19 protein-coding genes are annotated in these 9,558 nt (G+C 50.1%); 1 reads left to right on the plus strand and 18 read right to left on the minus strand.

The window, feature by feature from the left end:
- Nucleotides 1-14: 14 nt before the first annotated feature.
- From rpsN to rpsJ, 15 genes are all read right to left on the minus strand, one after another.
- Nucleotides 15-320 carry a 30S ribosomal protein S14 gene (rpsN, locus tag BM427_RS24850; RefSeq protein ID WP_007369817.1) on the minus strand — a complete coding sequence of 102 codons (306 nt, stop codon included), beginning with the start codon at nt 318-320 and terminating at the stop codon, nt 15-17.
- Nucleotides 321-334: 14 nt separating this feature from the next.
- Nucleotides 335-874 (minus strand): 50S ribosomal protein L5, encoded by a 540-nt coding sequence (gene rplE / locus BM427_RS24855; protein ID WP_001096200.1) that lies wholly within the window; start codon nt 872-874, stop codon nt 335-337.
- 14 nt (nt 875-888) lie between these two features.
- A complete protein-coding gene (gene rplX / locus BM427_RS24860) occupies nt 889-1,203 on the minus strand; it encodes a 50S ribosomal protein L24 (protein WP_090127199.1) in 315 nt (104 codons plus the stop codon).
- A gap of 10 nt (nt 1,204-1,213) precedes the next feature.
- Nucleotides 1,214-1,585, minus strand: a complete 372-nt coding sequence (rplN, locus tag BM427_RS24865; RefSeq protein WP_035344535.1) for a 50S ribosomal protein L14 — start codon at nt 1,583-1,585, stop codon at nt 1,214-1,216.
- A 165-nt stretch (nt 1,586-1,750) separates the two neighbouring features.
- Nucleotides 1,751-2,005, minus strand: a complete 255-nt coding sequence (gene rpsQ, locus BM427_RS24870; protein WP_003031120.1) for a 30S ribosomal protein S17 — start codon at nt 2,003-2,005, stop codon at nt 1,751-1,753.
- A complete protein-coding gene (gene rpmC / locus BM427_RS24875) occupies nt 2,005-2,196 on the minus strand; it encodes a 50S ribosomal protein L29 (RefSeq protein WP_002218942.1) in 192 nt (63 codons plus the stop codon). Before rpmC ends, rpsQ begins: the two co-directional genes overlap by 1 nt.
- On the minus strand, nt 2,196-2,606 hold the full coding sequence (gene rplP / locus BM427_RS24880; protein WP_007369814.1) for a 50S ribosomal protein L16: 411 nt from the start codon (nt 2,604-2,606) through the stop codon (nt 2,196-2,198). Before rplP ends, rpmC begins: the two co-directional genes overlap by 1 nt.
- 12 nt (nt 2,607-2,618) lie before the next feature.
- Nucleotides 2,619-3,320 carry a 30S ribosomal protein S3 gene (gene rpsC, locus BM427_RS24885; RefSeq protein ID WP_000529945.1) on the minus strand — a complete coding sequence of 234 codons (702 nt, stop codon included), beginning with the start codon at nt 3,318-3,320 and terminating at the stop codon, nt 2,619-2,621.
- Nucleotides 3,321-3,337: 17 nt separating this feature from the next.
- Nucleotides 3,338-3,670 carry a 50S ribosomal protein L22 gene (gene rplV, locus BM427_RS24890; protein WP_007369813.1) on the minus strand — a complete coding sequence of 111 codons (333 nt, stop codon included), beginning with the start codon at nt 3,668-3,670 and terminating at the stop codon, nt 3,338-3,340.
- A 14-nt stretch (nt 3,671-3,684) separates the two neighbouring features.
- Nucleotides 3,685-3,963 carry a 30S ribosomal protein S19 gene (gene rpsS / locus BM427_RS24895; RefSeq protein WP_001138115.1) on the minus strand — a complete coding sequence of 93 codons (279 nt, stop codon included), beginning with the start codon at nt 3,961-3,963 and terminating at the stop codon, nt 3,685-3,687.
- Between the two features lie 16 nt (nt 3,964-3,979).
- Nucleotides 3,980-4,801 (minus strand): 50S ribosomal protein L2, encoded by an 822-nt coding sequence (gene rplB / locus BM427_RS24900; protein WP_007369812.1) that lies wholly within the window; start codon nt 4,799-4,801, stop codon nt 3,980-3,982.
- Between the two features lie 17 nt (nt 4,802-4,818).
- Nucleotides 4,819-5,121 carry a 50S ribosomal protein L23 gene (gene rplW, locus BM427_RS24905; protein WP_000617546.1) on the minus strand — a complete coding sequence of 101 codons (303 nt, stop codon included), beginning with the start codon at nt 5,119-5,121 and terminating at the stop codon, nt 4,819-4,821.
- The gene (gene rplD / locus BM427_RS24910; protein WP_090127201.1) at nt 5,118-5,723 is read right to left on the minus strand and encodes a 50S ribosomal protein L4; all 606 of its coding nucleotides are present in this window, start codon (nt 5,721-5,723) and stop codon (nt 5,118-5,120) included. The genes rplW and rplD overlap by 4 nt, the downstream gene beginning before the upstream one ends.
- Before the next feature lie 10 nt (nt 5,724-5,733).
- On the minus strand, nt 5,734-6,363 hold the full coding sequence (rplC, locus tag BM427_RS24915; RefSeq protein ID WP_090127203.1) for a 50S ribosomal protein L3: 630 nt from the start codon (nt 6,361-6,363) through the stop codon (nt 5,734-5,736).
- Between the two features lie 32 nt (nt 6,364-6,395).
- The gene (rpsJ, locus tag BM427_RS24920) at nt 6,396-6,707 is read right to left on the minus strand and encodes a 30S ribosomal protein S10 (RefSeq protein WP_001181005.1); all 312 of its coding nucleotides are present in this window, start codon (nt 6,705-6,707) and stop codon (nt 6,396-6,398) included.
- A 374-nt stretch (nt 6,708-7,081) separates the two neighbouring features.
- Here rpsJ and BM427_RS24925 point away from each other — a divergent pair, with 374 nt between their 5' ends.
- Nucleotides 7,082-7,537, plus strand: coding sequence for a prepilin peptidase (locus BM427_RS24925; protein ID WP_090127205.1), 456 nt, complete (start codon nt 7,082-7,084; stop codon nt 7,535-7,537).
- On the opposite strand, the gene bfr is transcribed toward BM427_RS24925, so the two are convergent.
- From bfr to tuf, 3 genes are all read right to left on the minus strand, one after another.
- Nucleotides 7,534-8,010 carry a bacterioferritin gene (gene bfr, locus BM427_RS24930; protein WP_090127207.1) on the minus strand — a complete coding sequence of 159 codons (477 nt, stop codon included), beginning with the start codon at nt 8,008-8,010 and terminating at the stop codon, nt 7,534-7,536. The genes BM427_RS24925 and bfr overlap by 4 nt on opposite strands.
- A 71-nt stretch (nt 8,011-8,081) precedes the next feature.
- Complete coding sequence (gene bfd, locus BM427_RS24935; RefSeq protein ID WP_017460066.1) at nt 8,082-8,276, minus strand: bacterioferritin-associated ferredoxin; 195 nt, start codon at nt 8,274-8,276, stop codon at nt 8,082-8,084.
- Between the two features lie 178 nt (nt 8,277-8,454).
- Nucleotides 8,455-9,558 (minus strand): elongation factor Tu (gene tuf, locus BM427_RS24940; RefSeq protein ID WP_090127209.1); only part of this gene is annotated, 1,104 nt, incomplete at its 5' end.

Genomic DNA, 9,558 nt, shown 5'->3' on the forward strand with positions numbered 1-9,558 from the left:
TCAATTGGTGACAATTACCAGCTAGCCTTTTTCAGACCCGGGATTTCACCGCGCATGGCGGATTCACGGACCTTAATACGGCTCAACCCGAACTTCCGCAGGAAACCATGCGGACGACCAGTTTGACGGCAGCGGTTACGCTGACGAGACGGGCTGGAATCACGCGGCAGACTCTGCAGCTTGAGAACAGCATTCCAACGATCTTCGTCGGAAGCGTTCACATCAGAAATGATCGCTTTCAGTTCAGCGCGTTTCGCGAAGTATTTTTCAGCTAAAGCTACGCGTTTAACTTCGCGTGCTTTCATTGATTGCTTAGCCATGAAGTAACCCTACCTTACTTGCGGAACGGGAAGTCAAAGGCAGCCAGCAGAGCACGGCCTTCTTCATCAGATTTCGCAGTAGTGGTAATGGTAATATCCAAACCACGCACGCGGTCGACTTTATCGTAGTCGATCTCTGGGAAGATGATCTGCTCACGGACACCCATGCTGTAGTTACCACGACCGTCGAAAGACTTAGCGGACAAGCCACGGAAGTCACGGATACGCGGTACAGCAATAGTGATCAGGCGCTCAAAGAACTCCCACATGCGTTCGCCACGCAGAGTCACTTTACAGCCGATCGGATAGCCCTGACGGATTTTGAAGCCCGCAACAGATTTGCGCGCTTTGGTGATCAACGGTTTTTGACCGGAGATAGCTGCCAGATCAGCTGCTGCGTTATCCAGCAGTTTCTTGTCAGCGATCGCTTCACCAACACCCATATTCAGGGTGATCTTCTCGACCCGAGGGACTTGCATGACAGAATTGTAGTTAAACTCAGTCATGAGTTTCTTAACTACTTCGTCTTTGTAGTAATCATGCAGTTTCGCCATCGTACTACTCCAAATTACTTGATAGTTTCGCTGTTAGACTTGAAGAAACGGACTTTTTTACCGTCTTCGAATCTAAAGCCTACACGGTCGGCCTTGCCGGTTGCCGCATTGAAGATTGCAACGTTAGAAACCTGAACAGCAGCTTCTTTTTCAACGATGCCACCCGGTTGGTTCAGGGCCGGAACTGGCTTCTGATGTTTCTTAACCAGGTTGATACCTTCAACAATGACCTTGCCGGAAGACAGGACATTTTTTACTTTACCGCGCTTACCTTTATCTTTACCGGTTAACACGATAACTTCGTCATCACGACGGATTTTAGCTGCCATGATTCGCTCCTTAGAGTACTTCTGGTGCCAGAGAGATGATTTTCATAAACTTCTCAGAACGAAGTTCACGAGTAACCGGCCCAAAAATACGCGTACCGATAGGCTGCTCGCTGTTGTTGTTCAGAAGAACACAAGCATTGCCATCGAAGCGAACGACAGAACCGTCAGGGCGACGAACACCCTTCCTGGTGCGCACCACTACCGCCTTCAGCACATCACCTTTTTTGACCTTACCACGAGGAATTGCTTCTTTAATGGTGATCTTGATGATGTCGCCTACGCCTGCGTAGCGACGGTGCGAGCCACCCAGAACCTTGATACACATTACGCGACGTGCACCGGAGTTGTCGGCGACGTTCAGCATAGTCTGTTCTTGGATCATTTCAGTGCTCCGCTAATGTCAACTACTACTGAAGACCCTAAAATCAGGGTCGTTAAAAAGCCCCATATCGAGGGCGCAGCATTATAACACCGGATCTCAGATATGGGTAGAAAAAATAAACGGCTCATCGCTGAGCCGTTTATTCGTTTGAGAACGGGTGCTGTATTACAGAACCGCTTTCTCTACAACGCGAACCAGCGTCCAGGATTTAGTCTTGGACAACGGACGGCATTCGCGGATTTCAACCACGTCGCCGGTACCGCATTCGTTGTTCTCGTCATGTACGTGCAGTTTAGTCGTACGTTTGATGAATTTACCGTAGATCGGGTGTTTCACGAAACGTTCGATAGCAACAACAATGGATTTCTCCATTTTGTCGCTAACAACACGACCTTGCAGAGTACGGATTTTATCGGTCATTACGCACCCGCCTTCTCAGTCAGTAAAGTCTTAACGCGTGCGACATTACGACGCACTTGCTTCAACAGGTGAGTCTGTTGCAGCTGGCCACTTGCAGCCTGCATACGCAGGTTGAACTGCTCGCGCAGCAGGTTAAGCAGCTCGGTGTTCAGCTCTTCAACGCTCTTTTCACGCAGCTCTTGTGCTTTCATTACATCACCGTCTTAGTTACAAAGGTGGTTTTAATCGGCAGTTTTGCTGCTGCCAGCTCGAAGGCTTCACGGGCCAGCTCTTCCGGAACGCCGTCCATTTCATACAGGACTTTACCCGGCTGAATCAAGGCAACCCAATACTCCACGTTACCTTTACCTTTACCCATACGAACTTCCAGCGGCTTCTCGGTGATCGGTTTGTCCGGGAATACACGGATCCAGATCTTACCCTGACGCTTAACAGCACGAGTCATAGCACGACGTGCTGCTTCGATCTGACGAGCGGTCAGACGACCACGGCCAACAGCTTTCAGACCGTAAGTGCCGAAGCTCACATCCGTGCCCTGCGCGAGACCACGGTTGCGGCCTTTGTGCACTTTACGGAATTTTGTACGCTTTGGTTGTAACATCAGCGACGCTCCTTATTTACGGCCTTTACGCTGCTGCTTTTTAGGTTGAGCAGCCGGTTTTTCCGGTTGTTCAACTGCAGCCATACCACCAAGGATCTCGCCTTTGAAGATCCACACTTTTACGCCGATTACACCGTAAGTGGTGTGCGCTTCGGAGGTGTTGTAGTCGATGTCAGCACGCAGAGTGTGCAGCGGAACGCGACCTTCACGGTACCATTCGGTACGTGCGATCTCAGCGCCGCCCAGACGGCCGCTAACTTCAACTTTGATACCTTTAGCGCCCAGACGCATTGCATTCTGTACAGCACGCTTCATAGCACGACGGAACATAACGCGACGTTCCAGCTGAGAAGTGATGCTGTCAGCAACCAATTTTGCGTCCAGTTCAGGTTTACGAACTTCGGCGATATTGATCTGAGCAGGAACGCCAGCGATATCCGCTACGACCTTGCGCAGTTTTTCAACGTCTTCACCTTTTTTACCGATAACGATACCCGGGCGAGCAGTGTGAATAGTCACACGAATGCTCTTAGCCGGACGCTCGATAACGATACGAGATACAGACGCTTTAGCCAGTTCCTTAGTCAGGTACTGACGTACTTTAAAATCGCTGTCCAGGTTGTCAGCGAATTCTTTGGTGTTCGCAAACCAAGTAGAGTTCCATGGTTTTACAATACCCAGGCGAATACCATTAGGATGTACTTTCTGACCCATTGCTAGTCTCCAGAGTCTCAGCGATCGGACACAACCACAGTAATGTGGCTGGTGCGCTTCAGGATGCGATCTGCACGACCTTTTGCACGCGGCATAACGCGCTTCATGCTCGGGCCTTCGTCTACGAAAATTTTCGCAACTTTCAGATCGTCAATGTCAGCGCCATCGTTGTGTTCAGCGTTAGCAATGGCAGATTCCAGAACTTTCTTGACCAGTACAGCCGCTTTCTTGTTGGTGTAGGTCAGAATATCCAAGGCCTGCGACACTTTCTTACCGCGAATCAGGTCAGCAACAAGGCGAACCTTCTGAGCAGAAGAACGAGCATGGCGATGTTGAGCTAAAGTTTCCATCTCTTCCTCCTACCTTATTTTTTCTTCGCTTTTTTATCAGCAGCGTGGCCGCGATAAGTACGAGTCGGTGCGAATTCACCCAGTTTGTGACCGACCATTTCGTCGGAAACAAATACCGGAACGTGCTGACGACCATTATGGACAGCGATGGTCAAACCGATCATGTTAGGAAAGATCGTTGAACGACGGGACCAAGTGCGCAGGGGCTTCTTGTCTCCGCTTTCCACCGCTTTCTCTACCTTCTTCAGCAAGTGCAGGTCAATAAAAGGACCTTTCTTGAGAGAACGTGGCATGGCTTATCCTCTAAAATTATTTGCTACGGCGACGTACGATGAATTTATCAGTACGCTTGTTGCTGCGGGTCTTCTTACCTTTGGTCTGAACGCCCCATGGAGTTACCGGGTGCTTACCAAAGTTACGACCTTCACCACCACCATGTGGGTGATCTACTGGGTTCATCGCGGTACCGCGAACGGTCGGACGAACACCACGCCAGCGTGCAGCACCTGCTTTACCCAGAACGCGCAGCATATGCTCAGCATTGCCAACTTCGCCAAGAGTAGCGCGGCACTCAGCTTCGACTTTACGCATTTCACCAGAACGCAGACGCAGGGTGACATAAGCACCGTCACGTGCAACGATCTGAACGTAAGTACCAGCAGAACGTGCCAACTGACCGCCTTTACCTGGTTTCATTTCTACGTTGTGAACAGTAGAACCAACCGGGATATTGCGCATCGGCAGGGTGTTACCCGCTTTGATTGCAGCATCAACGCCAGACTGAATCTGGTCGCCAGCTTTCAGGCCTTTAGGGGCCAGGATGTAACGGCGCTCGCCATCTTTGTACAGAACCAGCGCGATATTCGCGGAACGGTTCGGATCGTACTCAAGACGTTCAACAACTGCCGGGATACCATCTTTGTTGCGTTTGAAGTCAACAATACGGTAAGCCTGCTTGTGGCCACCACCGATATGACGAGTGGTGATACGGCCATTGTTGTTACGACCACCGGATTTGCTGTTTTTTTCCAGCAACGGAGCAAAAGGTTTGCCCTTGTGCAGCTCAGGGTTAACCACTTTAACTACGTGGCGACGACCCGGAGATGTCGGTTTACATTTAACAACTGCCATTGTATTACTCCTCCGACTTACTCAGCGCCGCCAACGAAGTCCAGATTCTGGCCTTCTTTCAGGGTGACGTAAGCTTTTTTCCAGTCGCTACGACGACCGATACGCTGTCCGTGACGTTTAACTTTCCCCTTAACTACCAGGGTGTTAACGACTTCGACTTCGACTTCAAACAGTTTCTGCACAGCAGCTTTAATTTCTGCTTTGGTCGCGTCTTTAGCAACTTTGAGAACGATGGTGTTAGTTTTTTCCATCGCAGTAGACGCTTTTTCAGAAACGTGCGGTGCACGCAGCACCTTCAGCAGACGTTCTTCACGAATCATGCCAGCATCTCCTCAACTTGCTTAACAGCATCAGCAGTCATTACGACTTTGTCGAAGGCGATCAGGCTAACCGGGTCGATACCAGTCGCGTCGCGAACGTCAACCTTGTGCAGGTTGCGCGCGGCCAGGAACAGGTTCTCGTCCAGCTCACCGGTGATGATCAGCACATCTTCCAGAGCCATGTCTTTCAGTTTCTGAGCCAGCAGCTTGGTTTTCGGTGCTTCGACAGAGAACTGCTCGACAACGATCAGACGATCCTGACGTACCAGTTCGGACAGGATGCTTTTCAGCGCGCCGCGGTACATCTTTTTGTTAACTTTTTGACTGTGGTCCTGCGGACGCGCAGCGAAAGTCACGCCACCAGAACGCCAGATCGGGCTCTTGATAGAACCAGAACGCGCACGGCCGGTACCTTTCTGGCGCCACGGTTTCTTACCGGAACCAGTTACTTCAGCACGAGTCTTCTGAGCACGAGAACCCTGACGTGCACCAGCTGCATAAGCAACAACAACCTGGTGTACCAGCGCTTCGTTAAAATCACGACCGAAGGTAGTTTCGGAAACAGTCAGCGCGCTCTGCGCGTCTTTCAATACTAATTCCATTGCTATCTCCTCACGCCTTCACAGCTGGTTTAACGATCAGGTCGCTACCGGTTGCACCCGGGACAGCACCTTTAACCAGCAGCAGGTTGCGCTCAGCGTCAACACGTACTACGTCCAGGCTCTGAACAGTTACACGCTCATTACCCAGCTGACCCGCCATTTTCTTGCCCTTGAACACTTTGCCCGGAGTCTGGTTCTGACCGATAGAACCCGGAACGCGGTGAGACAGGGAGTTACCGTGGGTAGCGTCCTGGGTACGGAAGTTCCAGCGCTTAACGGTACCTGCGAAACCTTTACCTTTAGAGGTGCCAGTTACGTCAACTTTTTTAACTTCAGCAAACAGCTCAACGTTAATCGCCTGACCTACGGTGAACTCTTCACCGTCAGCAAGACGGAATTCCCACAGGCCGCGGCCAGCTTCTACGCCAGCTTTAGCAAAATGGCCAGCTTCCGGCTTAGTTACACGGTTAGCTTTTTTAGCACCGGTGGTAACCTGGATAGCGCGGTAGCCGTCGTTAGCCAGATCTTTAACCTGAGTAACGCGGTTTGCTTCAACTTCGATTACGGTTACTGGGATAGATACGCCATCTTCAGTGAAGATGCGGGTCATGCCCACTTTTTTACCGACTAAACCAATCATTGTTTCAACCTCTCAATCGCTCGATGACCTGATTAACCCAGGCTGATCTGCACGTCTACACCGGCAGCCAGGTCCAGACGCATCAGAGCATCAACGGTTTTCTCGGTTGGCTCAACGATGTCAACCAGACGCTTGTGAGTGCGGATTTCGTACTGATCACGCGCGTCTTTGTTAACGTGCGGGGAGATCAGAACGGTGAAGCGCTCTTTGCGGGTCGGCAGCGGGATCGGACCACGGACTTGCGCACCAGTGCGCTTAGCAGTCTCGACGATTTCCGCGGTTGATTGATCGATCAGACGATGATCAAACGCTTTCAGGCGGATACGGATTCTTTGGTTCTGCATGAGACCAGAGCTCCAATTATTTTATAAACGAAATGATTACTACTCTTGCCCATTACGATTGATGGGAGAGTGTAACCGTTCTTACATAGCCCCCTGATTGGGGGCATTGTTAGCAGCTAAAAACACTGCCAGAGTTCAGATTGAACACGCCGTCAATTACGACAAGCCCGCGCATTATACGTAAATCTGGGCTGGACGCAAGTGACGTTTAGAAAATAAGCAACATTGCGCACAAGCTCGCAGAAGAAATGCTATTGCAATCAATCAGGCAATACTTATGGCGAGTCGTCTCGTAATTTTGCAGAAATAAATTATGCAATCAGCTCCCCCTTCGCCACTATCCTGGTACGACATCATCCTTTACTTGAGGCAAAATGCTCTTTCTCTTTATTTACTTATCCCTGAACTCGCTACTCGTTTGGCACGACATTCGTAGCGGTCTGCTCCCAGACCGTTTTACTTGCCCTTTATTGTGGGCAGGGCTTTGTTGGCACAGTTTTTTCCACGATGCTTTTTTGCAATATGCCGTATGGGGAGCAATTGCCGGCTATTTTACTTTTGCTGCTGTCTATTGGGGGTATCGCTTATTGTGTGGGCGGGAAGGAATGGGATATGGCGATGTAAAATATCTTTCTGCGCTGGGAGCCTGGCATGGTTGGGAAAATTTGCCTGCGCTGATTGTCATTGCATCTTTGTTGGCCTGTTGTGTCGCAGGAATCAGATGCATCTGCACACATGGCTGGCAGTCATTAAAAAACCCGCTACCGTTGGGTCCATTTCTGGCGGCTGCGGGTCTGCTGACTGGATACCAAACGCTGGTATCGTTTTAATCTTCAACTTTGATTTGCGATTGCAGGTAGTTTTGAATACCAATTTTCGCAATCAGATCGAGTTCGGTTTCGAGCCAGTCAATATGGTGCTCTTCTTCGGTAAGAATGTTGATCATCATATCGCGGCTGACATAATCATGGACGCTATCAGCATAGGCAATGGCTTCACGCAGATCTTTTGCGCCTTCCAGTTCCAGCCTGAGGTCAGATTGCAACATCTCTTCGACATCTTCACCTATTCCGAGTTTGCCCAAATCCTGCAGGTTCGGTAATCCTTCGAGAAACAAAATACGCTCGATGTACTGATCAGCGTGTTTCATTTCATCAATGGATTCATGGTATTCAACATCGTTGAGGCGCGTCAGTCCCCAGTTTTTGAACATTCTCGCATGGAGAAAGTATTGGTTTATTGCGACAAGCTCATTTCCCAATAATTTATTGAGATAGTTTATGATTTTAACATCACCTTTCATTATGTACTCCCTCCGCTTCCACTTATTGAAGCGTAGATCGGCCTGCAGGGATGTCAAAAAAAGATAGCGCCTTAAGCGATCTCTTTATATTCCGGCATCTGTGTAAGTTCGTCCTGCATAATCTCTCTTGCCGCACGAACACACTTACCACATTGATTTCCCACCGGAACAAATTTGCGAAGCTGCTGAAATGATTGGGGATGAAACTGGCGAACTGCCTGACGGATTTTCTTATCACTCACACCATTACACAAACAAACGTACATGATCGCTCCCGTTCAATTTATGCGCAAAAGTGTAGATGAGAATGGTTATGATTACAATAGCGCAACTGTATAATCGCTGCCGTAACGGCCATCCAGATTACAAGAAATTATATCCACCATTAAATAACAGACAATCAAAAGGGCGCCGAAGCGCCCTTTTTCATTCAACGCTAAATAATTAGCTGAGAACTTTTGCTACAACGCCCGCGCCAACGGTACGGCCGCCTTCACGGATTGCGAAACGCAGACCATCGTCCATCGCAATCGGGTGAATCAGGGTAACAACCATTTTGATGTTGTCGCCCGGCATTACCATCTCTACGCCTTCCGGCAGTTCGATGGTGCCTGTCACGTCAGTTGTACGGAAGTAGAACTGCGGACGGTAGCCTTTGAAGAACGGAGTGTGACGGCCGCCTTCGTCTTTGGACAGGATATAAACTTCAGATTCGAATTTGGTGTGCGGCTTGATAGAACCCGGCTTAGCCAGTACCTGACCACGTTCGATTTCTTCACGTTTGATACCACGCAGCAGAACACCGACGTTCTCACCCGCACGGCCTTCGTCCAGCAGTTTGCGGAACATTTCAACACCAGTACAGGTGGATTTCGCGGTATCTTTGATACCAACGATTTCAACTTCTTCACCCACTTTGATGATACCGCGCTCTACACGACCGGTAACAACGGTACCACGACCGGAGATGGAGAATACGTCTTCGATCGGCAGCAGGAACGGCTTGTCAATCGCACGTTCCGGTTCCGGAATGTAGGTATCCAGGAAGCCAGCCAGTTCAATGATTTTCGCTTCCCACTCTGCTTCGCCTTCCAGCGCTTTCAGAGCAGAACCACGAACGATCGGCGTGTCGTCGCCCGGGAAATCGTACTGAGACAGCAGTTCACGAACTTCCATCTCAACCAGTTCCAGCAGCTCTTCGTCATCAACCATGTCACATTTGTTCAGGAACACGATGATGTACGGAACGCCTACCTGACGACCCAGCAGGATGTGCTCACGGGTCTGCGGCATCGGGCCGTCAGTCGCAGCAACAACCAGGATCGCGCCATCCATCTGCGCAGCACCGGTGATCATGTTTTTAACATAGTCGGCGTGCCCCGGGCAGTCTACGTGCGCGTAGTGGCGACTCGGGGTGTCATATTCAACGTGAGATGTGTTGATGGTGATACCACGAGCTTTTTCTTCCGGCGCGTTATCGATCTGGTCGAATGCGCGAGCAGAACCACCGTAGGTTTTTGCCAGAACGGTAGTGATTGCAGCAGTCAG

Origin of the sequence: Kosakonia arachidis, from assembly GCF_900116535.1 — a bacterium.
Classification (GTDB): domain Bacteria; phylum Pseudomonadota; class Gammaproteobacteria; order Enterobacterales; family Enterobacteriaceae; genus Kosakonia; species Kosakonia arachidis.

Coding starts and splice junctions, on each gene's coding strand:
- rplD (WP_090127201.1), bottom strand. CDS start 5,723: ATGGAATTAGTATTGAAAGACGCGCAGAGCGCGCTGACTGTTTCCGAA.
- rpsC (WP_000529945.1), bottom strand. CDS start 3,320: ATGGGTCAGAAAGTACATCCTAATGGTATTCGCCTGGGTATTGTAAAA.
- rpmC (WP_002218942.1), bottom strand. CDS start 2,196: ATGAAAGCACAAGAGCTGCGTGAAAAGAGCGTTGAAGAGCTGAACACC.
- rpsJ (WP_001181005.1), bottom strand. CDS start 6,707: ATGCAGAACCAAAGAATCCGTATCCGCCTGAAAGCGTTTGATCATCGT.
- rplB (WP_007369812.1), bottom strand. CDS start 4,801: ATGGCAGTTGTTAAATGTAAACCGACATCTCCGGGTCGTCGCCACGTA.
- BM427_RS24925 (WP_090127205.1), top strand. CDS start 7,082: ATGCTCTTTCTCTTTATTTACTTATCCCTGAACTCGCTACTCGTTTGG.
- bfr (WP_090127207.1), bottom strand. CDS start 8,010: ATGAAAGGTGATGTTAAAATCATAAACTATCTCAATAAATTATTGGGA.
- rplV (WP_007369813.1), bottom strand. CDS start 3,670: ATGGAAACTTTAGCTCAACATCGCCATGCTCGTTCTTCTGCTCAGAAG.
- rplW (WP_000617546.1), bottom strand. CDS start 5,121: ATGATTCGTGAAGAACGTCTGCTGAAGGTGCTGCGTGCACCGCACGTT.
- bfd (WP_017460066.1), bottom strand. CDS start 8,276: ATGTACGTTTGTTTGTGTAATGGTGTGAGTGATAAGAAAATCCGTCAG.
- rplX (WP_090127199.1), bottom strand. CDS start 1,203: ATGGCAGCTAAAATCCGTCGTGATGACGAAGTTATCGTGTTAACCGGT.
- rplN (WP_035344535.1), bottom strand. CDS start 1,585: ATGATCCAAGAACAGACTATGCTGAACGTCGCCGACAACTCCGGTGCA.
- rpsN (WP_007369817.1), bottom strand. CDS start 320: ATGGCTAAGCAATCAATGAAAGCACGCGAAGTTAAACGCGTAGCTTTA.
- rpsQ (WP_003031120.1), bottom strand. CDS start 2,005: ATGACCGATAAAATCCGTACTCTGCAAGGTCGTGTTGTTAGCGACAAA.
- rplC (WP_090127203.1), bottom strand. CDS start 6,363: ATGATTGGTTTAGTCGGTAAAAAAGTGGGCATGACCCGCATCTTCACT.
- rplE (WP_001096200.1), bottom strand. CDS start 874: ATGGCGAAACTGCATGATTACTACAAAGACGAAGTAGTTAAGAAACTC.
- rpsS (WP_001138115.1), bottom strand. CDS start 3,963: ATGCCACGTTCTCTCAAGAAAGGTCCTTTTATTGACCTGCACTTGCTG.
- rplP (WP_007369814.1), bottom strand. CDS start 2,606: ATGTTACAACCAAAGCGTACAAAATTCCGTAAAGTGCACAAAGGCCGC.